Annotated in this window: 29 protein-coding genes and 1 tRNA gene; 26 read left to right on the top strand and 4 right to left on the bottom strand. The window is 56.3% G+C overall.

What is annotated here, in order from left to right; all coding sequences use genetic code 11:
* Positions 1-347 precede the first annotated feature (347 nt).
* Entirely contained in the window at positions 348-1397 is a 1050-nt protein-coding gene (locus ACMWL8_RS08455) for a phage portal protein (RefSeq protein ID WP_150312756.1), read from the bottom strand.
* Entirely contained in the window at positions 1397-3160 is a 1764-nt protein-coding gene (locus ACMWL8_RS08450; RefSeq protein ID WP_017382378.1) for a terminase ATPase subunit family protein, read from the bottom strand. The genes ACMWL8_RS08455 and ACMWL8_RS08450 overlap by 1 nt, the downstream gene beginning before the upstream one ends.
* Positions 3161-3309: 149 nt before the next feature.
* Between ACMWL8_RS08450 and ACMWL8_RS08445 the strand changes: the two genes are divergently transcribed.
* The 25 genes from ACMWL8_RS08445 to ACMWL8_RS08325 all read left to right on the top strand — a co-directional run bounded on the left by ACMWL8_RS08445 (position 3310) and on the right by ACMWL8_RS08325 (position 21445).
* On the top strand, positions 3310-4137 hold the full coding sequence (locus ACMWL8_RS08445; protein WP_045261388.1) for a GPO family capsid scaffolding protein: 828 nt from the start codon (positions 3310-3312) through the stop codon (positions 4135-4137).
* Between the two features lie 15 nt (positions 4138-4152).
* On the top strand, positions 4153-5301 hold the full coding sequence (locus ACMWL8_RS08440; RefSeq protein ID WP_045261387.1) for a phage major capsid protein, P2 family: 1149 nt from the start codon (positions 4153-4155) through the stop codon (positions 5299-5301).
* A 3-nt stretch (positions 5302-5304) separates the two neighbouring features.
* Complete coding sequence (gpM, locus tag ACMWL8_RS08435) at positions 5305-5958, top strand: phage terminase small subunit (protein WP_045261386.1); 654 nt, start codon at positions 5305-5307, stop codon at positions 5956-5958.
* A 98-nt stretch (positions 5959-6056) separates the two neighbouring features.
* A complete protein-coding gene (locus ACMWL8_RS08430) occupies positions 6057-6524 on the top strand; it encodes a head completion/stabilization protein (protein ID WP_014884903.1) in 468 nt (155 codons plus the stop codon).
* A complete protein-coding gene (locus ACMWL8_RS08425) occupies positions 6524-6727 on the top strand; it encodes a tail protein X (RefSeq protein ID WP_000868184.1) in 204 nt (67 codons plus the stop codon). The genes ACMWL8_RS08430 and ACMWL8_RS08425 overlap by 1 nt, the downstream gene beginning before the upstream one ends.
* A 3-nt stretch (positions 6728-6730) precedes the next feature.
* A complete protein-coding gene (locus ACMWL8_RS08420; protein ID WP_014884902.1) occupies positions 6731-6946 on the top strand; it encodes a hypothetical protein in 216 nt (71 codons plus the stop codon).
* Complete coding sequence (locus ACMWL8_RS08415; protein WP_045261385.1) at positions 6927-7442, top strand: lysozyme; 516 nt, start codon at positions 6927-6929, stop codon at positions 7440-7442. Before ACMWL8_RS08420 ends, ACMWL8_RS08415 begins: the two co-directional genes overlap by 20 nt.
* Positions 7439-7867: an Rz-like lysis system protein LysB gene (gene lysB, locus ACMWL8_RS08410; protein WP_045261384.1), complete on the top strand. Its 429-nt coding sequence runs from the start codon at positions 7439-7441 to the stop codon at positions 7865-7867. Before ACMWL8_RS08415 ends, lysB begins: the two co-directional genes overlap by 4 nt.
* Positions 7752-8000, top strand: a complete 249-nt coding sequence (gene lysC, locus ACMWL8_RS08405) for an Rz1-like lysis system protein LysC (protein ID WP_223195361.1) — start codon at positions 7752-7754, stop codon at positions 7998-8000. The genes lysB and lysC overlap by 116 nt, the downstream gene beginning before the upstream one ends.
* The gene (locus tag ACMWL8_RS08400; protein ID WP_045261383.1) at positions 7963-8394 is read left to right on the top strand and encodes a phage tail protein; all 432 of its coding nucleotides are present in this window, start codon (positions 7963-7965) and stop codon (positions 8392-8394) included. Before lysC ends, ACMWL8_RS08400 begins: the two co-directional genes overlap by 38 nt.
* A complete protein-coding gene (locus ACMWL8_RS08395; protein WP_045261382.1) occupies positions 8387-8833 on the top strand; it encodes a phage virion morphogenesis protein in 447 nt (148 codons plus the stop codon). Before ACMWL8_RS08400 ends, ACMWL8_RS08395 begins: the two co-directional genes overlap by 8 nt.
* A 68-nt stretch (positions 8834-8901) precedes the next feature.
* On the top strand, positions 8902-9480 hold the full coding sequence (locus ACMWL8_RS08390) for a phage baseplate assembly protein V (protein ID WP_045261381.1): 579 nt from the start codon (positions 8902-8904) through the stop codon (positions 9478-9480).
* The gene (locus tag ACMWL8_RS08385) at positions 9477-9836 is read left to right on the top strand and encodes a GPW/gp25 family protein (protein ID WP_023306992.1); all 360 of its coding nucleotides are present in this window, start codon (positions 9477-9479) and stop codon (positions 9834-9836) included. Before ACMWL8_RS08390 ends, ACMWL8_RS08385 begins: the two co-directional genes overlap by 4 nt.
* Positions 9823-10731 carry a baseplate assembly protein gene (locus ACMWL8_RS08380; RefSeq protein WP_045261380.1) on the top strand — a complete coding sequence of 303 codons (909 nt, stop codon included), beginning with the start codon at positions 9823-9825 and terminating at the stop codon, positions 10729-10731. The genes ACMWL8_RS08385 and ACMWL8_RS08380 overlap by 14 nt, the downstream gene beginning before the upstream one ends.
* Positions 10724-11329 carry a phage tail protein I gene (locus ACMWL8_RS08375; protein ID WP_023306990.1) on the top strand — a complete coding sequence of 202 codons (606 nt, stop codon included), beginning with the start codon at positions 10724-10726 and terminating at the stop codon, positions 11327-11329. The genes ACMWL8_RS08380 and ACMWL8_RS08375 overlap by 8 nt, the downstream gene beginning before the upstream one ends.
* Positions 11326-13392, top strand: a complete 2067-nt coding sequence (locus ACMWL8_RS08370; protein ID WP_065366023.1) for a phage tail protein — start codon at positions 11326-11328, stop codon at positions 13390-13392. Before ACMWL8_RS08375 ends, ACMWL8_RS08370 begins: the two co-directional genes overlap by 4 nt.
* Positions 13359-13817 (top strand): tail fiber assembly protein, encoded by a 459-nt coding sequence (locus tag ACMWL8_RS08365; RefSeq protein WP_120266883.1) that lies wholly within the window; start codon positions 13359-13361, stop codon positions 13815-13817. The genes ACMWL8_RS08370 and ACMWL8_RS08365 overlap by 34 nt, the downstream gene beginning before the upstream one ends.
* Before the next feature lie 133 nt (positions 13818-13950).
* The gene (locus tag ACMWL8_RS08360) at positions 13951-15123 is read left to right on the top strand and encodes a phage tail sheath protein (RefSeq protein ID WP_023306987.1); all 1173 of its coding nucleotides are present in this window, start codon (positions 13951-13953) and stop codon (positions 15121-15123) included.
* Between the two features lie 9 nt (positions 15124-15132).
* Positions 15133-15648, top strand: coding sequence for a phage major tail tube protein (locus ACMWL8_RS08355; RefSeq protein ID WP_007848874.1), 516 nt, complete (start codon positions 15133-15135; stop codon positions 15646-15648).
* A gap of 54 nt (positions 15649-15702) precedes the next feature.
* Positions 15703-16005: a phage tail assembly protein gene (locus tag ACMWL8_RS08350; RefSeq protein WP_007848877.1), complete on the top strand. Its 303-nt coding sequence runs from the start codon at positions 15703-15705 to the stop codon at positions 16003-16005.
* A 14-nt stretch (positions 16006-16019) separates the two neighbouring features.
* Positions 16020-16139 (top strand): GpE family phage tail protein, encoded by a 120-nt coding sequence (locus ACMWL8_RS08345; protein WP_007848878.1) that lies wholly within the window; start codon positions 16020-16022, stop codon positions 16137-16139.
* Positions 16132-19575, top strand: a complete 3444-nt coding sequence (locus ACMWL8_RS08340; RefSeq protein ID WP_045261378.1) for a phage tail tape measure protein — start codon at positions 16132-16134, stop codon at positions 19573-19575. Before ACMWL8_RS08345 ends, ACMWL8_RS08340 begins: the two co-directional genes overlap by 8 nt.
* Entirely contained in the window at positions 19575-20060 is a 486-nt protein-coding gene (locus ACMWL8_RS08335) for a phage tail protein (RefSeq protein WP_014884887.1), read from the top strand. The genes ACMWL8_RS08340 and ACMWL8_RS08335 overlap by 1 nt, the downstream gene beginning before the upstream one ends.
* Positions 20057-21157 (top strand): phage late control D family protein, encoded by a 1101-nt coding sequence (locus tag ACMWL8_RS08330; protein WP_045261377.1) that lies wholly within the window; start codon positions 20057-20059, stop codon positions 21155-21157. Before ACMWL8_RS08335 ends, ACMWL8_RS08330 begins: the two co-directional genes overlap by 4 nt.
* 69 nt (positions 21158-21226) lie before the next feature.
* Positions 21227-21445 carry a DNA-binding transcriptional regulator gene (locus tag ACMWL8_RS08325; RefSeq protein WP_072049702.1) on the top strand — a complete coding sequence of 73 codons (219 nt, stop codon included), beginning with the start codon at positions 21227-21229 and terminating at the stop codon, positions 21443-21445.
* Positions 21446-21581: 136 nt separating this feature from the next.
* Here the strand turns inward: ACMWL8_RS08325 and ACMWL8_RS08320 are convergent.
* Positions 21582-21657: transfer RNA gene (locus ACMWL8_RS08320), tRNA-Ile, on the bottom strand.
* Positions 21658-21781: 124 nt separating this feature from the next.
* Between ACMWL8_RS08320 and mug the strand changes: the two genes are divergently transcribed.
* Positions 21782-22288 (top strand): G/U mismatch-specific DNA glycosylase, encoded by a 507-nt coding sequence (gene mug, locus ACMWL8_RS08315; RefSeq protein WP_023333460.1) that lies wholly within the window; start codon positions 21782-21784, stop codon positions 22286-22288.
* A gap of 93 nt (positions 22289-22381) precedes the next feature.
* Here mug and ACMWL8_RS08310 read toward each other — a convergent pair.
* Positions 22382-22469 (bottom strand): hypothetical protein (locus tag ACMWL8_RS08310; RefSeq protein WP_248225303.1); only part of this gene is annotated, 88 nt, incomplete at its 5' end.

Here is a 22469-nt window from a genome sequence, read left to right as displayed (position 1 = left end):
GTTTTTGCTGAGGCCCGCCAGGAATGGCGGGCTTTTGCTTATGTCATGCAGGTGCATGAAAACCGCTACACAAAGCGGGCAGGCGTGGCGGGGATACGAGCGCGCGGTTTTGGGGTTAATCGCGGTTTTGGGGCCTCAATGTCTGGCGGGCATGGTCATTTTTTGTGGCTGGTCGTGCGCGCCTGCGTCGTGGTGAGGCGCTGCGTTTCGTCGTGAGCTGCCAGGTGGCGAAAGTGTAGGAGCGCTCAGCGAGGCGCTGAGGCGCTCTGATGGTGGGGCAGGGCGTAAGGGAATAAAAAAACCGCCCGGAGAAGGGCGGTTAATATTAAAGGTTGGTCGGCTGAGCGTCAGTCTTCATCGGTCAGGTAGGGGTCAAAGCGTATCACCTCATCACCCAGCCACTCGTTAACTTCTGTGATACGGCCCTGCAGGGGGGTAAGTTCGTTGCGAACGAAAACGCGCGCCGCTTTTTCCACATCGCCAAACCCGCCGGTATTCGTTGGAATAATCCCCATCAGCTGCGGCGGCACGCGGTGAGCTGCCAGCATGTCATCACGGCTCACATTCTTGATGTTAAGAAACTCATCTTTCGCTGCGACTTCTGACAGCGGGATGATCTGAATGCCGTCTTTCTTGCCGTTCGGGCTGTACATAAACAGGTTGCGGAAGTTGCCTGGCCCTTTCGATTTTTTCAGCGCTTCGCGTATGTTGTCCACGTCTTTCTGATCGGCGGCGGGGTCGCTCATGTACATGATAAAACCAGCATGGCTACCGTTTAGGTAATACTTACGGCGAAACAGCGTGGCCGATTCATTCAGCAGGGCAGAGGGAATGGCGGAGAGGTATTCCGGCATCCCGTAAAGCTCCTGGTTAACGTCGGGTTCCATCAGGTGAAACACGCTTCCCTCATCGAACTGATAGGGCTGTGAGTTGTGGCCATACTGTGCAAACCAGTAGGTGTCCGGGTCAATGCCGCGACGGGTATATTTGGCAAGCGAGGCGCGCAGCTCCATGATCTGCCCTAACCGGTTCATGCGTTTTTCAAGGTAGGCATTACCGAATACCAGAAAGTCCTGGGCGAACCGGGAAAAGGCTTGTTTAGACAGCCAGCGGTGAGGGATGAAGGTACTGGTAAGAATATTGCGTTTTACCTGAATAGCGCTGGAATGATGCACGGCGGCGCGGTAAGTTCGCGCCAGGCCATCCATGCTGATCGGTGGTTCGTACCAGCGGTCTACCTGAACGCACTCCAGGTAATCAAATAACTCCCGGCGGTCCATCACGGGGATCGGATCGCCAAACGTAAACGCCTCCGCATGTGCATTACTGACCATGTTGGCCGTATCGGTGGCGGTCTGGCCGCGCGGTGCCTTGCTGCGGTTTTTGCGGTTAGCCATTAAAAAATCTCCACGATGTTGCTGGTACTGGCGGAAGCTCCTGCCAGTGGTTCGTTATAAAGTGCGTGCATGGTTGCCCAGGCTAAATCCGCGTGGCTGGCTTCCTCTGTGCGGGCTGCTTCGTAGGTTGGCCGGTTGCCGCTGGCGGTGGTTGAACGTCGAATGGACATAAAGGACTGCGCGATATCCAACATCCCCGCGTCAAACTCCAGACGGCGCCCGCTGATGATGTCGTAGGCTTTAAGCACCAGGGCATTTTTAACGGTCGGGTTGTAGACAAACTCACGCGCGGCAGGGAAGAACTGCTTAACCGTTTTGTAAACGCCATCGCCAACGCCGGTCGAATCAATGCCGATGTAGGTCACGTTGTAGCGTCTGGTGATTTCCTCAATCGCTGAGGCCTGGGCGCGAAAGTCCATCCCTCGCCACTGGTGACGCTCAAGGATACGGAATTTACCGCCGGGGACGACGGGAGGCGCAATGACAACGCAACCGGCGCTGTCACCGTTCTGCGTTCCTTTTGCCGGGTCATAGCCGATCCAGACCGGGTGGTATGCAAACGGCCGCAGTAAAAGCGGTTCGAAATCGTCCCACACATCCCAGCTGTCAACCATGCAGGACTGCAGCAACGCCAGCGGGAACACGGACGCCAGGTCGTCAACAAACTGACACATCAGCAGGTTGTTGTATTCGTCCGGGCTGTACTCCAGGCGCAGCTGGTCCAGGTCGAAAAGGTTACACCCGCCGTTTACGGCATCCTCAATGGTGACTATCTGGCGGTACTGGCCGTCAGGGCATAAAACGCCGTGAGCCAGGCTACTGTGAGAAAGGTCAAATTCTACCCTGTCGGCTTTCGGGCGCCCTTTATTGAACAGGGCGCCAGACCAGAACGGGTAGGCGCTGTGCGTCAGGCTGGAAGGTGTAGAGAAATAGGTCTGGCGCCATTTTTTGTGCAGCGCCATACCGGAGGCCACCTTGCGCAGCTCCTGGAATTTCGGTATCCAGAAATACTCATCAAGATACAGATTGCCGTGATAGCTCTGCGCGGTACGGGCATTTGTACCGAGGAAGTAAAGACACGCGCCGTTAGGCAGCACCATGGGATCGCCTTTCAGTTCAACGTCCACCTCTTTTGCAAAGTCGATGATGTACTGTTTAAAAACGTGCGCCTGAGCTTTACTCGCTGACAGAAAGATTTGATTTCGCCCCGTGGTGAGCGCGTCTATCAACGCTTCACGGGCGAAATAGTAGGTTGCACCGATCTGGCGTGACTTTAAGAGATTGCGAATACGGTGCTTGATGCCAGCATCCCACCAGTGGCGCTGGTACTCGAACATACCGGCGCGGAAAATCTCTTCCAGCTTTTCGATCTGCTCGTCGGTAAACAGGTTTTTTTCCGGCGGCTTGCGCGGGCCTTTATTGCGGTTCGCCACGTTGGGATTCAGGTCTGCTTCATTCCCGCCGTTGTTAAATTTGCCGATCCTGGCCTGTCGTTCTGACTGACGCGCCAGCAGGTCAATTTCTTTAAAGTCCTTTCCTTCCTTCTGCTCCTTCATGACGAGCTGGCAGTAACGTGCGGCGGTGGTGAGCTGCATCTGATCCAGTGGGCCATATTCGCCCCACTTATCGCGTTTTTTCCAGCTGTGAACGGTTGCAACTTTCTCGCCCAGCATTTCAGCAATGCGGGCTACGCGGTATCCCTGAAAGTACATCAGCATTGCCTGACGACGGGGATCGAGGTCTGCGGGGGTCAGTGTTGTCATGGCACAAACATACGGCCTCAAATCAGCACTTTCCCCGGCTTCGCATTGTGTGGGAGTTCGCACAAGCCCAACGCGTTGTTTACACGCGCCTATCACCGCAAACATAAGGCTCTGAACGTGTTACGAACTAACTAACCGGAGCCGGACCGATGGCAAAAAAATCTAAGCGTTTTCGTATTGGGGTCGAAGGGGCCACCACTGACGGGCGCGTTATTGAACGTGACTGGATCACCCAGATGGCGGCGAGCTATAACCCGCAGGTATACACCGCGCTGATCAATATGGAACACATCAAGGGTTTTACCCCTGATGGTCCTTTCCGTCGTTTTGGCATGGTGGAAAAACTGGAAGCGGAAGAAATCACCGAAGGGGCTTTGTCCGGGAAGATGGCGCTGTATGGCTGGATTGCCCCGACGGACGATCTGGTCACCATGACCGGTAACTGGCAGAAGCTTTTCACCTCAATGGAAGTTAACACCAGCTTTGCCGATACCGGCTCCGCTTATCTGGTTGGTCTGGCGGTTACTGACGATCCGGCAAGCCTCGGCACTGAAATGCTGCAGTTCAGCGCCAGCGCAGAACATAACCCCCTGGCGCGCCGCAAGCTGGACAAAGACAACCTGTTTACCGCTGCTCTTGAAACGCTGATCGAGTTTGAGGACGTGCCGGAAAAAACCAGCCTGTTTACCCGCGTGAAAGAGCTGCTGTCCCGCAAAGGCGCCGATGATAACGCCCGCTTTGCTGATGTTAATCAGGCTGTTGAAACCATCGCGCGTGAGCATCAGACGCTGGCGGAGCAGGTCAGCACCCATCAGGCCGATTTCAGCAACAAGCTGAGCAATATGCAAAAGGTTGTTGATGAGACAACCAGCGCACTCTCCACCCTGCGTGAGCAGCTTTCCACTCAGGACAGCCGCAGCGAGCGCCGCCCTAATGCGACCGGCAATAACGGCGCAGAACAAACCACCGATTGCTGACGGAGCAAATGCACAATGAAAAAAGAGACACGTTTTAAATTCAACGGCTATCTATCGCAGCTCGCCAAACTCAACGGCGTATCTGTGATCGATATCACTTCGAAATATACGGCTGAGCCGTCAGTAGCGCAGACGCTGGAAACGAAAATCCAGGAGTCTTCCTCGTTCCTGCAGAAAATCAACATTGTCCCGGTTGATGAGCAGTCCGGCGAGCGTCTGGGGCTGGGTATTGGTTCCAGTATTGCCGGAAATACTGATACCACCCAGAAAGACCGTGAACCCGTTGATCCGACTTACATCGACGGTGAAGGGTACAAGTGTACCCAGACCAACTCTGATACGGCGCTGCCCTATGCGAAGCTGGATTTATGGGCCAAATTCCAGGACTTCCAGACGCGCATCCGTGACGCCATCATTACCCGCCAGGCGCTTGACCGCATCATGATCGGCTTCAACGGCGTGAAGCGTGAGAAAACGTCAGACCGCGCGACCTATCCACTGCTGCAGGATGTGAATATCGGCTGGCTGGAAAAAATCCGCCAGGAGAAACCCGTTCAGGTGATGGATAAGATCGTGTCCGAAGGCGAGGTGATTTCTCAGACTATCCGTGTCGGTAAAGGCGGTGATTTCCTGAATCTGGACGCACTGGTTATGGGCGCCGTGAATGAGAAAATCGCGCCGTGGTATCAGGAAGATACGGAGCTTGTGGTTATCGTCGGGCGCCAGTTACTGGCGGATAAATATTTCCCGATCGTCAACCGTGACCAGCCAAACAGCGAAGCGCTGGCGGCAGATCTCATCGTCAGCCAGAAGCGTATCGGCAACCTCCCGGCCGTTCGTGCGCCGTTCTTCCCGGCGAATGCCATGCTGATCACCCGCCTGGATAACCTGTCTATTTACTGGCAATCAGGCTCCCGCCGCCGTTCGGTCATCGACAATCCTAAGCGTGACCGCGTGGAGAACTTCGAGTCCGTTAACGAGGCGTATGTTGTCGAAGATTACGACGGCGTTTGCCTGGTTGAGAACATCGAACTGTTGCCCGTGCAGGCAGATGGCAATGCCAGCCCAGCGCTGACAACTGAAACCATCCAGGAAATCGTCACGGCAGCGGTGAAAGGCGCGCTTGATGCGCAGGCAGCTGGCGGTGCTGGCGCCGGAGCGTGATAAATGAATCCGTTCCGTGCTCACACTCAGTATGTACAGGCACAGGATGCCGCCCGGCAGGGCGGCAGTAATGCCAGCCTGACGGGCTACAACCAGATGCTGTTACAGCTGACAGAACACCGCAGGCGCCTTAAAACCGTCCAGTCAAATGAGCGCAAGGCTCAGCTCAAACGTGAGTTTCTTCCCGCTTATGCCTCATGGATTGCCGGTTTACTGGATGCTGACGCGTCAGGCCAGGACGACGTGGCGATGTACGTCATGATCTGGCGCATTGATGCCGGAGACTATATCGGCGCGCTGGACATTGCCCGTCATGCCATTAAACACGGCTGGGTCCTGCCGCAGCGATTCAACCGGACCTGCGGGACCGCTGTTGCGGAAGAGTTTGCCGACGCGGCAATGCGCGCTTTTTCTGCCGGTGAATCATTCAGTGCCGCCATTCTTACCCAGGTGCTCGATATCGTTGAAGGTCAGGATATGCCGGATCAGTCCCGCGCCCGACTTCATAAGGCGATGGGCTACGCGCTGCGGGATAACGATCAGGCAGTGGCGGCACTTAACCATCTGAAGCGTGCCCTGCAGCTGGATAACAGTTCTGGCGTCAAAACCGAAATCAACAAGCTTGAAAGCCGATTGCGACAGGCAATGTCGGCTTAACGAATCGTGCCAACGCGCGGGGCGGCACGGGGTGGCGACAGGCTTTATGCCGCGTCAAAACCCCGTCCACCGCCCAACTATTTGGGAGTGCCAGAAATATGCAATTCGTTTCGCCGGAACAGGCCGGGGAAAGTACCCAGGACGTTATTAAAAACACCAGTTTCTGGCCTGATGTCAGGGTTTCAGAGTTCCGCCGTGATATGCGCATGGATGGGAGTGTCACCGATCCGCGCCTGCGTCTGGCGTTGCTGACAGCGATTGCTGAAGTTAACGCCGATCTTTATGAGTTCCGCGAGAAACAACGGGCGCAGGGGTATGCGAGCCTGGCCGACGTCCCTGCAGATGTGATCGACGGCGAAAGCCAGCGGCTCATGCTGTATCGCCGTGCGGTGTTTTGCTGGGCAAAAGCAAACCTGGTTGAGCGCTATCGCGATTTTGACGCAACCGGCGACGGAAGCAAGAAAGCTGAAGATATCGAAACAACCTTAGGCGAGCTGTGGCGCGATGTGCGCTGGGCGGAGTCCCGCCTGCGCGATATGCCGCATATGACGGTGGAGCTGATTTGATGAAAGTGCGTGCGCATCAGTATGACACGGTGGACGCACTCTGCTGGCGCCATTACGGGCGCACGCAGGGAGTCACTGAACAGGTGCTGCAGGCGAATCCGGGGCTGGCTGAGTATGGCCCCTTTTTACCGCACGGGCTGCAGGTGGAGCTGCCGGACATTACGGCGTCAACCACTGCGCAGACTGTCCAGTTATGGGACTGAACTATGACGCTTGAACGAATCAGCGCCTTTATCACTTACTGCGTTGCCCTGCTTCTGGCATGGCTCGGCGATTTGTCTCTTAAAGATGTGTCGACCATCACCGGTCTTGCGCTGGGGATTATTACTGCAGCGGTGACCTGTTATTTACGCTGGAAAGCCTACCAGCTGCTGCGGGACGGCAGAATATCCAGGGGGGAATATGAGTCCTTCAATCGTTAAGCGTTGCCTGGTCGGCGCGGTGCTGGCGATTGCCGCCACGCTGCCGGGCTTTCAGTCGCTTCATACCTCCGTCGAGGGGCTGAAACTGATTGCTGATTTCGAAGGGTGTCGCCTCCAGCCATACCAGTGCAGCGCCGGGGTATGGACTGACGGGATCGGCAATACGTCCGGGGTAGTACCGGGCAAAACCATAACGGAGCGACAGGCCGCGCAGGGGCTGATTAATAACGTGTTGATGACGGAAAAAAGGATTGAAGCCTGCCTGCAGGTTAAGCCACCTCAGCATGTTTACGATGCCCTGATCAGTATCGGTTTTAATGTCGGAACGGGGGCCATCTGCCGGTCAACAATGGTTTCTTACATCAATCGCCAGCAATGGTGGCAGGCGTGCAACCAGCTCCCCCGCTGGATTTATGTAAATGGTCAACGGAATAAAGGGCTGGAAAACAGGCGCGCCCGTGAGCTTGCCTGGTGTCTTAAAGGGGTAGGGGCATGACGCGCGCGCTGGCGGTGATCCTGGCTCTGGTGCTGGCATTGCTGGGCTGGCAGTCATGGCGGCTTAACAATGCCGGTCACACCATCGGGACGCAGGCTGGGGCGCTTAAAAAGAACAAGCAGGAGCTGGCGAAGAAAAACAGCCAGCTCATCAGCCTGTCCATTCTTACCGAAACCAACAGCCGGGCGCAGATGCAACTTTATGCTGCAGCGGAGGAGACTTCCTCGCTGTTGCGGAGTCGCCAGCGCCGGATCGAGGAGCTAAAACGTGAAAACGAGGATTTACGCCGCTGGGCTGACACTCCTTTGCCTGCTGACATTATCCGGCTGCGGGAGCGCCCGGCCCTCGCCGGAGGTGCAGCTTACCGTGAGTGGTTGTCCAAAAGTGACGCAATGCCGCCTGGACAGGTCAGCGCCGCGCAGTAATGGGGATTTGAACCAGGTGCTGGATGAGACTGAGGCCGCCTGGGCAGTATGTGCCGACAAAGTGGACACGATCATAGCGTGTCAGGAGCGAGACAGTGAACAAGCCGCAGTCCTTACGCAACGCCCTGAATAAATCGGTGGCGTATGTCCGTGACAGCCCGGACAAACTGCACCTTTTTGTTGATAACGGTTCGCTGGTCGCAACCGGCGCCAGTTCAATGTCATGGGAATATCGCTACACCCTGAATGTGGTGATTGAAGACTTTAGCGGCAACCAGAATTTAGTGATGGCGCCCGTATTGCTCTGGTTAATGACCAATCAACCGGACGCTATCAACAACCCGGAGCTGCGCGAAAAACTTTTTACCTTTGACGTCGATATCCTGAGCAACGATCTGTGTGATATCAGCCTCAATCTGCAGCTCACGGAGCGCGTGATTGTAAGCACTGACGGCACCGTATCGAGCGTTGAAGCGGTGCCGGAACCCGACGTACCCGAAGAAATGTGGACGGTGAAACGTGGATGACCTGCAGAGGGTGGATGACTGGCTGGCGGCCCTGCTGGCGAATCTGGAACCGGCAGTCCGCAACCGTATGATGCGACAACTGGCGCAGGAGCTGCGCCGGTCGCAACAGCAAAACATCAGGCTGCAGCGAAATCCAGACGGCACCGCCTTTGAGGCGCGCCGGGTGACGGCCAGAAGTAAAAAGGGGCGTATCAAGCGCCAGATGTTCGCCAAATTGCGCACTACTAAATACCTGAAGACCGCAGCCACTGCGGACTCTGTCAGCGTGCAGTTTGATGGGAAAGTCCAGCGCATCGCCCGTGTTCACCATTATGGTCTGCGTGATCGAGTGAGGCGCAACGGCCCGGAGGCCCGGTACCCGGCACGCCGTCTTTTGGGCGTGAATGATGAGGTGGAAACCATCACCCGTGACACGCTGTTGCGCTGGCTGTCGGAGTGAAATTTGTGTCACGGACGGCACAAAACCCAACGCTGCCTCCCTTTTCCCTCTGATGGCAACCTTTCGTTATGAACGCACAACTAACCGAAATCATGCGCCTTATCACCAACCTGATCCGCACCGGCACCGTAACCGAAGTGGACCGGGAAAACTGGCTGTGCCGGGTGAAAGTGGGCGAGCTTGAAACCAACTGGATTAACTGGCTGACACTGCGCGCAGGCGGTGCCCGTACATGGTGGTGCCCGTCGCCGGATGAGCAGGTGGTGGTGCTGAGTATGGGTGGCAATCTGGAAACCGCTTTTGCCTTACCTGCGATCTATTCCAACCAGTTCGCGCCGCCGTCGGACTCCGTGGACGGCTGCGTAACGGAATACCCGGACGGTGGCTGGTTTGAATATGAACCAGCGACCGGCCGCTGGCATGTGCGGGGCATCAAATCCATGGTGATCGAGGCTGCAGATAACATAACCCTGAAAACGGGGGAGTTTGTGGTGGAAGCAAGCAACACGCGCATTAACAGCGAGATGGTGATCAATGGCGGCGTCACCCAGGGCGGCGGCGCGATGAGTTCCAACGGGATCGTGGTGGATAAACACGGTCACACCGGCGTGAAGTCAGGCGGCGATACGTCAGGAGGCCCGGTATGACGCTGTATATCGGCATGAGCCAGGGCAACGGCAAGGCCATTACTGATACGGACCATCTGCGCCAGTCAGTGCGGGATATTCTGCTGACTCCCCAGGGCAGCCGGATCGCCCGCCGGGAATATGGTTCCCTGCTGTCCGCCCTGATTGACCAGCCGCAGAACCCGGCGCTACGCCTGCAGGTCATGTCTGCAGTCTATGTGGCGCTGAGTCGCTGGGAGCCACGGCTTACGCTGGATTCCATCACCATCAGCAGTAATTTTGACGGCTCCATGGTGGTTGAGCTTACCGGCCAGCGCAACAACGGCGCGCCCGTTTCCCTTTCGGTATCAACAGGAGCAGACAATGGCAGTGATTGACCTTTCCCAGCTGCCCGCGCCGCAGATAGTGGACGTGCCGGATTTTGAGACGCTGTTGGCTGAGCGTAAGGCCGCTTTTGTGGCCCTTTATCCTGCGGATGAGCAGGACGCCGTACGGCGCACGCTGGCGCTGGAATCTGAACCAGTCACCAAGCTGCTACAGGAAAGCACCTACCGCGAAATCCTGCTACGCCAGCGTATTAACGAGGCTGCGCAGGCGGTGATGGTGGCCTATTCGGTGGGAAATGATCTTGAGCAGCTGGCAGCCAACTGCAACGTGAAACGCCTGACGGTAGTGCCTGCTGATAATGATGCAGTACCGCCGGTCGCCGCCGTGATGGAAGATGATGAGGCGATGCGCCAGCGCATCCCTGCTGCGTTTGAGGGGCTGTCGGTTGCTGGCCCGACGGGAGCCTATGAATTTCACGCCAGAAGCGCGGACGGGCGCGTGGCAGATGCCAGCGCAACCAGCCCGGCACCGGCGGAGGTTGTGCTTACCGTACTGAGCCGTGAGGGTGACGGTACGGCAGAGGCTGATCTGCTGGCGGTGGTGGAGCAGGCGCTTAACAGCGAAAACGTGCGTCCGGTGGCAGACCGCCTGACGGTGCGCAGTGCCGAAATAATCCCGTACAGCGTGGATGCGACGATTTTTCTTTACCCGGGGCCGGAAGCTGAGCCGGTGATGGCGGCGGCAAAAGCCAGCCTGCAAAAGTACATCGCCAGTCAGACACGGCTGGGCCGTGATATCCGTCGCAGCGCGATTTATGCCGCGCTGCACGTTGAGGGCGTCCAGCGTGTGGAGCTGGCCTCCCCGCTGGCAGATGTTGTGCTGGATAAGACGCAGGCGGCGTCCTGTACGGAATGGAGCGTGACCAACGGGGGCACGGATGAATAGCCTGCTGCCGCCCGGTTCATCTCCGCTTGAGCGCCGACTGGCGCAGACTTGCAGCGGTATTTCCGATCTGCAGGTGCCGCTGCGCGATTTGTGGAACCCGGCAACGTGTCCGGTCAGCTTTCTGCCGTATCTGGCGTGGGCGTTTTCCGTTGATCGCTGGGACGAAAGCTGGGCGGAAAACGTCAAGCGCCGCGTGGTGCAGGATGCTTTCTACATCCATCAGCACAAGGGGACAACCAGCGCCGTGCGGCGCGTGGTGGAGCCGTTCGGCTTCCTGATCCGCATCATTGAGTGGTGGCAGACCGGCGAGCAACCGGGCACGTTTCGCCTGGACATTGGCGTGCAGGACCAGGGCATCACGGAAGAAACCTATCTGGAACTGGAGCGCCTGATCGGTGACGCCAAGCCGTGTAGCCGCCATCTGATCGGCATGTCCATCAACCTGCAGACCAGCGGTCCCTATTTTGTGGGGGCAGCCACCTACACCGGCGAGGAAATCACGATTTACCCGTATATCAACGAAACCATTATTTCTGGCGGCACCGCTTACGAGGGCGGGGCGGTCCATGTTATTGACACAATGAGAGTGAATCCATGAGCGCAAAATTTTATACCCTGCTGACGGATATCGGCGCGGCGAAACTGGCAAGCGCCGCCGCGCTCGGTGTCCCGTTGAAAATTACCCAGATGGCGGTGGGCGACGGTGGCGGCGTGCTGCCGACTCCAAGCGCGCAGCAGACAGCGCTGGTTGCTGAAAAACGCCGCGCTTCCCTCAATATGCTGTACATCGATCCGCAGAACAGCAGTCAGATTATTGCTGAGCAGGTGATCCCCGAAACTGAGGGCGGTTGGTGGATTCGTGAGGTAGGTCTGTTCGATGACACCGGCGCTCTGATTGCCGTCGGTAACTGCCCTGAGAGCTACAAGCCGCAGCTGGCGGAAGGGAGCGGGCGCACGCAGACCGTGCGAATGGTACTGATTACCAGCAGCACCGATAACATCACCCTGAAAATTGACCCCGCTGTGGTTCTGGCAACCCGCAAATATGTGGATGACAAGGTGCTGGAACTTAAGGTGTATGTGGATGACCTGATGGCAAAGCATCTTGCTGCTGTTGATCCTCATTCGCAGTATGCACCAAAAGACAGTCCGACTCTGACAGGCATGCCTAAAACGCCAACGCCACCGGCAGGAAACAACAGCACCCTGATTGCCAGTACAGCCTTTGTACAGGCCGCTATTCTTGCCCTGATAGGTGGCGCACCGGCAACGCTGGATACGCTGAAAGAAATTGCGGCAGCTATCAATAATGATCCGAATTTCAGTACCACCATTAACAATGCGCTGGCACTGAAAGCACCGCTGGCAAGCCCGGCCCTGACCGGAACGCCAACGGCTCCTACTGCTGTTCAGTCAACGAATAATACGCAGATTGCCACTACCGCGTTTGTGAAATCTGCCGTTGCGGGGCTGGTCGGTTCGTCGCCGGAGGCGCTGGATACACTGAATGAACTGGCGGCAGCGCTGGGAAATGATCCTAACTTTGCGACAACGGTGATGAACGCGCTGGCGGGGAAACAGCCCCTCGATGCCACTTTGACTAACCTCAGCGGGAAAAGCGTTTCAGCCCTTCTACAATACCTTCAATTGGAAGAAACGGTAAAAAAAGCTGACGGTGCTATTCAGAAGTCCGGTGGCAACATGGAAGGACCGCTTGGTCTGACACGAACATCTTCATTTGGTGTGGCTACCGAGAACACGCTCGGTGGAAATTCCATTGCCATCGGTGACAGCGATTCAGGGTTTAAGTCAAATGGTGACGGTAACATTGCGCTGATGGCAAATAGTGTTCTTGCCGGGTATTTCTCGGAAAATGAATTACAGCATCACGAAAAGGTACTGACAAAAATCTTTCGGGCTATTTCAACCGGAAACGCGACAGAGGGGGCTGGAGGGTTTGGTTCTCAACTTACCAGCGGAGCACCATTTTATAGCCCGGCAATAGTGCGTCAAAATAATGATAACAATTACTTTCCTTTATGGAAGCAAATTGTAAGTCTTCAGTCAGGTTATCCGGTAGCTGCGTCAATGGGATTACTCACTACAGGAGAGCCGAATTTCCCACAAATTGTGCTCCATGCGAAAACAGATTTTGAGGTTAACGATAAACTTTGGGTTTTTGATGTTGCAACAGGTGAGCTGCGCTCTCCAGCACTAATTAAAGCTGGAGAGGCTGTTTTAAACACAAACGGAGATATTAGTGGCTCCGCATGGGGTGGGGCGCTAACAAACTGGCTCAATAGTCAACTCGCTACTCGCGACGCAAATATTAATGCGCGTGCCACGGTAGACTGGGTTAACAGCAATTTTAATAAGAAAAACACGGCTACATTAGGTTTCTCAGGCTGGAGTCGTGATGAGTCAACGGGGCTGATTATGCAGTGGGGTAATGTGGATAATGCCAGGGGAACCTACTCGTTCCCAAGGGCATTCAATGACACCTGCTTTGCCGTCTTTGCCACAAATAAAGATGGGCAGGGCGGCGCGATTGATAACGCTTATGGTTATCCGGTAAGCAAAACGCAATTCTATCTGGCCAGCAAAGCGAACTCTGGCGCTGATACCGCATACGGCATTTCATGGTTTGCACTGGGGTACTGATAATGACTGAACAATATTACTACAGCTATTCGGCAAAAGGTTTTTTCTGGCTGAGTACAGATGAACTTAAGGGAAACGATATTCCCGCTGACCTGATACCCGTCAGCGAGGAAGAGCACGCCGCACTGTTCCTCGGTCAGGAGCGGGGAAAATACATTAACCATACTCCTGCTGGCCCTGTACTAATAGATCAGCCCGACTATACACCTGAGGAACTCGTTGCGCAGGCGGAAAGCAAAAAGTTACGTCTGATGCAGATGGCTAATGCTGAGATTGCTCCATTGCAGGATGCAGTTGATTTGGGGATTGCGACGACAAAAGAAACTGTCGCACTCACCGAGTGGAAGAAATACCGCGTCCTGCTTAACCGTGTGGATACCAGTAAAGCGCCGGATATTAACTGGCCTGAACCTCACGAAGATTAATCCTGTCCCCGCACCTGCGGGGATTTTTTTACCCCTTCCATTGTACCATTCACCACACATAGCCCGGCGCGTGCGCCGCACGCATATCAACCAGAACATAGGCGTACCCCCTGTAAACCGGAGAGACTGCCTTATGGCTCAGGATTACCACCACGGGGTGCGCGTTGTTGAAATCAACGAGGGCACCCGATCCATTACCACGGTGAGCACCGCCATCGTGGGCATGGTCTGCACCGGCGATGATGCTGATGCGTCTATGTTTCCCCTCAACAAGCCGGTTCTGCTGACCGATGTGCTGACCGCCAGCGGCAAAGCGGGAGAGTCCGGCACGCTGGCCCGTTCGCTGGATGCGATTGCAGACCAGGCTAAACCCGTGACCGTCGTTGTGCGCGTGGCGCAGGGCGAAACCGAAGCGGAAACCACCTCCAACATTATCGGCGGCGTGACCGCTGACGGTAAAAAAACAGGCATGAAAGCGCTGCTTTCGGCGCAGTCGCAGCTCGGCGTCAAGCCGCGTATTCTCGGCGTGCCGGGACACGACACGCAGGCGGTTGCTACTGAGCTGCTGAGCGTGGCGCAGAGTCTGCGCGGGTTTGCCTACCTGTCCGCCTACGGCTGCAAAACGGTGGAAGAAGCGATTGCCTACCGTGACAATTTCAGCCAGCGCGAGGGGATGCTGATCTGGCCTGACTTCATCAACTTTGACACCGTGCTGAATGCAGATGCGACGGCTTACGCCTCCGCCCGTGCGCTCGGCCTGCGCGCCAAAATTGACGAGCAGACCGGCTGGCACAAAACCCTGTCCAACGTGGGCGTGAACGGCGTCACCGGCATTTCTGCTGATGTGTTCTGGGATTTGCAGGACCCGGCAACCGATGCGGGGCTGCTGAACCAGAACGATGTCACCACGCTGATCCGCAAAGACGGCTTCCGCTTCTGGGGTTCCCGTTGCCTCAGTGACGATCCACTGTTTGCCTTTGAAAACTACACCCGCACCGCTCAGGTACTGGCTGACACCATCGCCGAAGCGCATATGTGGGCGGTGGATGGCGTGCTTAACCCGTCACTGGCCCGCGACATTATCGAAGGTATTCGCGCCAAACTGCGCAACCTGAAAACGCAGGGCTACATCATCGGCGCCGACTGCTGGCTGGATGAGTCCGTAAACGATAAAGATTCCCTGAAAGCCGGGAAGCTCACTATCGATTACGACTATACGCCGGTACCGCCTCTGGAAAACCTGATGCTGCGCCAGCGCATCACCGATCAGTATCTGCTGGATTTCTCCAGCCAGGTCAGCGCGTAAGGGGACAATATGGCTTTACCACGCAAGTTAAAACACCTGAACCTGTTTAACGACGGGAATAACTATCAGGGGATTGTTGAGTCCCTGACCCTGCCTAAATTCGGCCGCAAGTTTGAAAAGTATCGCGGCGGCGGTATGCCCGGTTCGGCTGATGTTGATCTGGGGCTGGATGATGGCGCGCTGGACACGGAATTTTCAATCGGTGGCACCGAACTGCTGTTATTCAAACAGATGGGTAAAGCCACCGTTGACGGTATCCAGCTGCGTTTCACCGGCTCCATTCAGCGTGACGATACCGGCGAAGTGCAGGCCGTTGAGCTGGTTGTGCGCGGGCGACATAAAGAAGTCGATTCCGGCGAATGGAAAACCGGGGAGAGCAACACCACAAAAGTCAGCAGCACAAACAGCTACGCGAAGCTGACCATTAACGGCGAGGTGCTCTATGAGGTTGATGTGATCAACATGATTGAAATCGTTGATGGCGTGGACCTGATGGAAGAGCACCGCAACGCCCTGGGCCTCTGATCTACTTTAAAGGCGCGGGCAGCCGCGCCAGTACCTTATTAACAGGAAATGACAATGAGCGAACAACTGACTGAAAAAACCGTACAGCTGGACACCCCAATCAAACGCGGTAAAACCGAAATTGCCGAAATTGTGCTGCGCAAGCCGCAGTCCGGCGCGCTGCGTGGCACTCGTCTGCAGGCGATCATGGATATGGACGTCGGCGCGATGATGACGATTATTCCCCGCATCTCCACGCCCGCGCTGACCGCTCAGGAAATGGCTGAAATGGACCCCGCCGATCTCACCGCGCTGTCGGTTGAGGTGGTCACTTTTTTGTTGAAGAAATCGGTGCTTGCCGGTTTGCCGACAGCCTGACGGTAGAAGACCTGGTGGCTGATATCGCCACCATTTTTCACTGGCCGCCGTCCGTCACTGACGTTATGCCGCTGACCGAAGTGCTGGAGTGGCGGCATAAAGCGATTCAGAGAAGCGGGGCCAGCGATGAGTGACACTAACCTGCGTTTGCAGGTAATTCTAAATGCGGTTGATAAACTCACCCGCCCATTCCGATCAGCGCAGGCCAGTTCTAAAGAGCTGGCTACCGCCATTCAGCAAAGCCGCGCAAGATTAAAAGAACTAGACGCCCAGGCGGGCCGTATTGACGGTTTCCGCAAGGCAAGCGCGCAGCTGGCCGTCACCGGCAACAGTCTTAAAGCCGCACGCGAAGAAGCGGCGAAGCTTGCCACGCAGTTCTCGGCCACTAACCGGCCGACGGCGGCGCAGGCGCGTCTGCTGGAGCAGGCAAAAAACCGCGTTAACGAGCTGCAGAGCAAATATAACGGCCTGCGTCAGTCGGTGCAGCGTCAGCGTCTTGCGCTCAATGAGGCCGGGCTGGACACCAAAAAGCTGAGCAGTGCGCAGCGGGAGCTGCGGCAGAATGCCGACGAAACCCGGCAGGCGCTGGACCGACAGCAGAAATCCCTTAAGCGCCTGGGCGAGCAGCAGGCCCGTATGAACGCCGTCCGCGATCAGTATTCGCGGCGCCTTGAGGTGCGGGATCGTATTGCGGGCGCCGGAGCAACGACGACTGCCGCAGGGCTGGCGATGGGCGCGCCGGTGATGGCTGCCGTTAAAAGCTATGCCAGCATGGAAGATGCGATGAAAGGCGTGGCAAAGCAGGTTAACGGGCTGCGGGACGACAACGGCAACCGCACAAAACAGTTTTATGACATGCAGGATGCCATCAAGGCCGCCAGTGAACAGCTGCCGATGGAGAATGGCGCCATCGACTATGCCGCGCTGGTTGAAGGTGGCGCCCGCATGGGCGTGACAAACCAGAACGATTCTTACGAAGACCAGAAGCGTGACCTGCTGGCCTTTGCATCCACTGCTGCAAAGGCCGCAACGGCATTCGAGCTGCCCGCTGATGAGCTGGCGGAGGGGCTGGGAAAAATCGCGCAGCTCTATAAAGTGCCGACCCGAAATATTGAACAGCTTGGCGATGCCCTGAACTACCTGGACGATAACGCCATGTCTAAGGGCGGCGATATCATCAATGTGCTGCAGCGCATGGGCGGCGTGGCTGACCGGCTTGATTTCCGCAAGGCGGCCGCGCTGGGTTCCACCTTCCTGTCTCTGGGCGCCGCGCCTGAAATTGCCGCCAGCGCATCAAATGCGATGGTGCGCGAACTGTCGATTGCAACCATGCAGAGCAAGCGGTTCATGGAAGGTATGGATCTGCTGAAACTCAATCCAGAAGAGATTGAAAAGCAGATGACAAAGGACGCAATGGGGACCATTCAGCGTGTGCTGGAGAAGGTCAACAAACTGCCGCAGGACAAGCGCCTGTCCGCCATGACGATGATATTTGGCAAGGAGTTTGGCGACGATGCGGCGAAGCTGGCAAATAACCTGCCGGAGCTGCAGCGACAGCTGAAACTTACCTCAGGCACTGAGGCTAACGGCTCCATGCAGAAAGAATCCGATATCAATAAGGATTCACTTTCCGCGCAGTGGTTGCTTGTTAAAACGGGCGCGCAGAACGCTTTCAGTAGCCTGGGTGAAACCCTGCGCCAGCCGCTGATGGATATCATGGGGTACGTCAAAAGCGTTACCGGGGCACTGCGTCGATGGGTTGAGGCTAACCCGCAGCTGGCGGGCACGCTGATGAAAGTGGCGGCGGCCGCTGCTGCGATCACCGTTGTACTCGGCACGCTGGCGGTAGCCGTGGCTGCCGTGCTGGGGCCACTGGCGGTGATCCGTTTAGGCCTGTCCGTGCTGGGTGTAAAAACACTCCCCTCCGTTATGTCTGCAGTGACCCGCACCGGCGGTGCGCTGTCCTGGCTGGCAAATGCGCCGCTTTCCCTGTTGCGCCGTGGCCTGGCTGAATCAGGCAGCAGCGCCGGATTGCTGGCGTCTCCCCTTAACTCCCTGCGCCGTTCTGCCGGGCTGGCTGGCAATGCGCTGAAAGCGCTGGCCGGTGCGCCGCTTGCTGTCCTTCGCGGCGGAATGTCTGGTATTCGCAACATTATCGGCATGGTAATGAATCCGCTGGCCGCGTTGCGCGGGGGATTATCCGCAGCCGGTGGCGTGCTGCGTTTTCTGGCGTCCGGCCCGCTGGCCCTCCTTCGCGTTGCGCTGTACGGGATTTCTGGATTGCTGGGCGCCCTGCTTAGTCCGATAGGTCTGGTCGTGGCGGCGCTGGCTGGCGTGGCGCTGGTTGTCTGGAAATACTGGCAGCCGATAAGCGCATTTTTAGGCGGAGTGGTTGAAGGATTCAAAGCTGCAGCTGCGCCTATCAGTGCGGCGTTTGAGCCACTGCAGCCTGTTTTCCAGTGGATAGGTGACAAGGTCCAGGCGTTATGGGGCTGGTTTACTGATCTGCTGACGCCGGTTAAATCCACCTCTGCAGAACTGCAAAGCGCGGCGTCGATGGGGCGGCAGTTTGGCGAAGCGCTGGCGGCAGGGCTGAACATGGTCATGCACCCGCTGGATTCGCTTAAATCGGGCGTGTCCTGGCTGCTTGAAAAACTCGGCATTGTCAGCAAGGAGGCGGCCAAAGCGAAGCTTCCTGAACAGGTCACGCGGCAGCAGCCAGCTACGGTCAACAGAGACGGTAAAGTGGTGCTGCCGCCTGGCGGATTCCCGACGATGGGTTTTGCTGGAATGTACGACAGCGGCGGTACCATTCCGCGCGGCCAGTTCGGCATCGTGGGCGAGAATGGCCCAGAGATTGTTAACGGACCCGCCAATGTCACCGGCAGGAAACGGACAGCTGATCTGGCGAGGGTGGCGGCAACGCTCAATCCTTCCCGGACGGAACCGGCCAGCGCTAAACAACGTCCTGAACGCGGGATAGTTCTCCCGCCTGATAGTGTGAACGGTCCGGCAAATATTCCGGTAATCAATCGCACTACTGAACTGGTGAAACTGGCGGCAACAGTAAGCCCCGTTCGTGATGTAACAGCCAGCCCGGAGCAACGGCCTGAAAGCAGGTTAATACTGCCTCCTGAGATTGTTAACGCCCCGGTAAAACTTCCTAGTCGGGATCGTGCTGCGGAGCTGGCTGATATCGCTGCTGCCGTCATGCCAGCACCGGCCATTATGGAAATCACGGATAAAAGGGCTGACCCGATGGCTATGCGCCAGAAGGTGTTCGCTTCCGTGGTCGCTGGCGTAATGGGCCTGGCGGCTGCCCCGGCAGAAGCCGCACCACTTCATCCGTACAGTGTGCCTGTCAGGACGCAACCGGCGCCGTCGCCGAAGGAAGAGAGACAGCCGCAGGTAATTAAGTACGAGATAAGCGCGCCAATTCATATTGTCGCGCAGCCAGGGCAAAGCGCGCAGGATATCGCCCGCGAGGTGGCCCGGCAGCTTGATGAGCGTGAGCGCAGGGCCAGGGCAAAAACACGCAGTAATTTCAGTGATCGAGGGGGTTACGAATAATGATGATGGTGCTGGGGTTGTACGTATTCATGCTGCGAACAGTGCCCTATCAGGAGCTGCAGTATCAGCGCAGCTGGCGGCACGCAGCCAACAGCCGGGTTAACCGGCGCCCGTCAACGCAGTTTCTTGGACCGGATAACGATACGCTTACTCTGTCCGGTGTCCTGCTGCCGGAGATTACCGGCGGCAGGTTGTCTTTGCTGGCGCTGGAGCAGATGGCGGAGCTGGGAAAAGCCTGGCCTCTGATTGAGGGGAGCGGGACGATTTACGGCATGTTTGTGATCGAGAGTCTGAGCCAGACAAAAACAGAATTTTTTGAGAGCGGTATGCCCCGGCGCATCGAATTTTCGCTGAGCCTGAAACGGGTGGATGAGTCGCTGTCTGATATGTTCGGCAGCCTCAGCGACCAGCTCAGTAATTTGCAGGAATCTGCCACCTCTGCGATAGGCAATATGAAAAATACGGTTGGAGGGTTACTGCAGTGAATTTCAGCTCTGATCTCCTGAACCTGAACAGCAAAACTCCCGGTTTCAGTATCATCATTGAAGGTAAAGATGTGACTACCGTGCTGGATGCGCGCCTGGTGAGTCTGACGCTGACGGATAACCGGGGCTTTGAAGCGGACCAGCTTGATCTGGAACTGGACGACTCGGACGGGCTAATCGTTCTGCCTCGTCGGGGGGCCATTGTTCAGTTTGCGCTGGGGTGGAAAGGTCAGTCGCTTTTTCCGAAAGGGGCGTTTACTGTCGATGAGATTGAGCACAGCGGCGCGCCTGACCGTCTCACAATCCGCGCGCGTAGTGCAGATTTCCGTGAAACCCTGAATACGCGGCGTGAAAAGTCCTGGCACCAGACAACGGTGGGCGAAGTTGTGAAGGAAATCGCGGGCAGGCATAAATTAAAGATGGCGCTGGGAAAGGACCTGTTGGACAAGCCTGTCGATCATCTTGACCAGACTAATGAAAGCGACGCCAGCTTTTTGATGAAGCTGGCGCGGCAGTATGGGGCGATAGCCTCAGTTAAGGACGGCAATCTGTTGTTTATCCGCCAGGGGCAGGGCAGAACGGCAAGCGGTAAGCCGCTGCCGGTTATCACCATAACCCGCCAGGCCGGTGACGGTCATCGTTTTACTCTGGCTGATCGCGATGCCTATACGGGGGTAATTGCCAGCTGGCTCCATACCCGTGAGCCAAAGAAAAAAGAGACTGCAAAGGTTAGGCGCCGTCGAAAAAAAACCACTGCGGCAAAGGAGCCGGAAGCAAAACAGGGAGATTACCTGGTTGGGACGGATGAAAACGTGCTTGTACTCAACAGAACTTATGCAAACCGCAGCAATGCAGAGCGAGCGGCAAAGATGCAGTGGGAGCGCCTGCAGCGCGGGGTGGCAACATTCTCCCTGCAGCTCGCAGAGGGAAGGGCTGATCTGTATACCGAAATGCCGGTGAAGGTGAGCGGCTTTAAACAGCCCATTGATGATGCCGAATGGACCATTACCACCCTGACGCATAGTGTCAATGCAGATAATGGTTTCACTACGACTCTGGAGCTTGAGGTAAAGATAGATGATTTAGAAATGGAATGATAATGTTCACAAAATGGATGTTCGTGTATCATTATGGGATTGCGGGTAATGACTTGGGGAGAAACGGATATGATGAATTGTCCGAAATGCGGACACGCGGCACATACTCGCAGTAGCTTTCGTGTATCAGATAATACGAAAGAGCGTTATTGCCAGTGCCAAAACATAAACTGTGGAACCACTTTTGTTACTCATGAAACCGTAGTGCGCTTTATCGTAACACCCGGACAGGTCGATTATGTGCCTCCGCACCCTTTAAACAGTGGTCAGGGGCACATGAATTTTTGACAAACTAACCCGCTTCGGCGGGTTTTTTATTGGTGGCAGCTTATTTCCTGCTGCCATTTTGCTGCCAATGATGAAACTATAAACAAAAAAGCCACTCGCGAGAGTGGCTTAATTATATGATTCTAAAGCTAAAATTTGGTGGCCCCTGCTGGACTTGAACCAGCGACCAAGCGATTATGAGTCGCCTGCTCTAACCACTGAGCTAAGGGGCCGTGGCGGTGAATTATAAAGTAACTCCCCGCAGCAATCCAGCCATTCACACCTGCCTGCTGTTTTTATAAACAACGCATTATCAATCCTTTATACTTCCATAACGACGTATCAGTGGGAGTAAAGATGATCAACGACATTCTGGCCCCTGGCCTGCGGGTGGTGTTTTGCGGAATCAACCCGGGAAAGTCCTCGGCGCACACCGGCTTTCACTTCGCCCATCCGGGCAATCGCTTCTGGAAGGTGATCTACCAGGCCGGGTTTACCGACAGGTTACTCAAGCCGGAAGAGGAGCAGCATTTGCTGGATACGCGCTGCGGAATTACCATGTTGGTCGAGCGGCCGACGGTACAGGCAAGCGAGGTCAACCTGCATGAGCTGCGCAGCGGCGGGCGGGAACTGGTGAAGAAGATTGAAGACTATCAGCCCGCCGCGCTGGCGATCCTCGGTAAGCAGGCCTACGAGCAGGCGTTCAGCCAGCGCGGGGCTAAGTGGGGTAAGCAGAGCATCACCATTGGCGTTACGCAGGTGTGGGTGTTGCCGAATCCTAGCGGGCTCAACAGAGCGACGCTGGACAAGCTGGTGGAGGCCTACAGGGAGCTGGATGAGGCGCTGATGGTGCGGGGGCTTTAGGGGCTTCTGCGGACTGTTGCCCTCACCCTGACCCTCTCCCTGTACAGTCCGGGGACATGGTAGACAGGTGTTCGGGGACATGGTGAACACTTTTTAACATCCTTTACCCATGGTGATCGACTTTTTCTTCAGGTCGATCACCCCCACTTTCGTGCTGTACCACCACACTTCATAGCAGCCG

It is taken from the genome of Enterobacter sp. 04-C-12-SI-ECC, from assembly GCF_047530715.1.
In the GTDB taxonomy this organism is placed as follows: domain Bacteria; phylum Pseudomonadota; class Gammaproteobacteria; order Enterobacterales; family Enterobacteriaceae; genus Enterobacter; species Enterobacter bugandensis.
This window is presented reverse-complemented; position numbering and strand designations above follow the sequence as displayed.

Bases quoted from the DNA above. Each gene is read 5' to 3' on its own strand.
- ACMWL8_RS08425 (WP_000868184.1), top strand. From the start codon at position 6,524: ATGAAAGTGCGTGCGCATCAGTATGACACGGTGGACGCACTCTGCTGG.
- ACMWL8_RS08335 (WP_014884887.1), top strand. From the start codon at position 19,575: ATGATGATGGTGCTGGGGTTGTACGTATTCATGCTGCGAACAGTGCCC.
- ACMWL8_RS08370 (WP_065366023.1), top strand. From the start codon at position 11,326: ATGAGCGCAAAATTTTATACCCTGCTGACGGATATCGGCGCGGCGAAA.
- ACMWL8_RS08450 (WP_017382378.1), bottom strand. From the start codon at position 3,160: ATGACAACACTGACCCCCGCAGACCTCGATCCCCGTCGTCAGGCAATG.
- ACMWL8_RS08325 (WP_072049702.1), top strand. From the start codon at position 21,227: ATGATGAATTGTCCGAAATGCGGACACGCGGCACATACTCGCAGTAGC.
- ACMWL8_RS08340 (WP_045261378.1), top strand. From the start codon at position 16,132: ATGAGTGACACTAACCTGCGTTTGCAGGTAATTCTAAATGCGGTTGAT.
- ACMWL8_RS08380 (WP_045261380.1), top strand. From the start codon at position 9,823: ATGGCAGTGATTGACCTTTCCCAGCTGCCCGCGCCGCAGATAGTGGAC.
- ACMWL8_RS08360 (WP_023306987.1), top strand. From the start codon at position 13,951: ATGGCTCAGGATTACCACCACGGGGTGCGCGTTGTTGAAATCAACGAG.
- ACMWL8_RS08420 (WP_014884902.1), top strand. From the start codon at position 6,731: ATGACGCTTGAACGAATCAGCGCCTTTATCACTTACTGCGTTGCCCTG.
- mug (WP_023333460.1), top strand. From the start codon at position 21,782: ATGATCAACGACATTCTGGCCCCTGGCCTGCGGGTGGTGTTTTGCGGA.
- ACMWL8_RS08375 (WP_023306990.1), top strand. From the start codon at position 10,724: ATGAATAGCCTGCTGCCGCCCGGTTCATCTCCGCTTGAGCGCCGACTG.
- ACMWL8_RS08415 (WP_045261385.1), top strand. From the start codon at position 6,927: ATGAGTCCTTCAATCGTTAAGCGTTGCCTGGTCGGCGCGGTGCTGGCG.
- ACMWL8_RS08390 (WP_045261381.1), top strand. From the start codon at position 8,902: ATGAACGCACAACTAACCGAAATCATGCGCCTTATCACCAACCTGATC.
- lysB (WP_045261384.1), top strand. From the start codon at position 7,439: ATGACGCGCGCGCTGGCGGTGATCCTGGCTCTGGTGCTGGCATTGCTG.
- ACMWL8_RS08430 (WP_014884903.1), top strand. From the start codon at position 6,057: ATGCAATTCGTTTCGCCGGAACAGGCCGGGGAAAGTACCCAGGACGTT.
- ACMWL8_RS08440 (WP_045261387.1), top strand. From the start codon at position 4,153: ATGAAAAAAGAGACACGTTTTAAATTCAACGGCTATCTATCGCAGCTC.
- ACMWL8_RS08445 (WP_045261388.1), top strand. From the start codon at position 3,310: ATGGCAAAAAAATCTAAGCGTTTTCGTATTGGGGTCGAAGGGGCCACC.
- ACMWL8_RS08355 (WP_007848874.1), top strand. From the start codon at position 15,133: ATGGCTTTACCACGCAAGTTAAAACACCTGAACCTGTTTAACGACGGG.
- ACMWL8_RS08350 (WP_007848877.1), top strand. From the start codon at position 15,703: ATGAGCGAACAACTGACTGAAAAAACCGTACAGCTGGACACCCCAATC.
- ACMWL8_RS08455 (WP_150312756.1), bottom strand. From the start codon at position 1,397: ATGGCTAACCGCAAAAACCGCAGCAAGGCACCGCGCGGCCAGACCGCC.
- ACMWL8_RS08385 (WP_023306992.1), top strand. From the start codon at position 9,477: ATGACGCTGTATATCGGCATGAGCCAGGGCAACGGCAAGGCCATTACT.
- gpM (WP_045261386.1), top strand. From the start codon at position 5,305: ATGAATCCGTTCCGTGCTCACACTCAGTATGTACAGGCACAGGATGCC.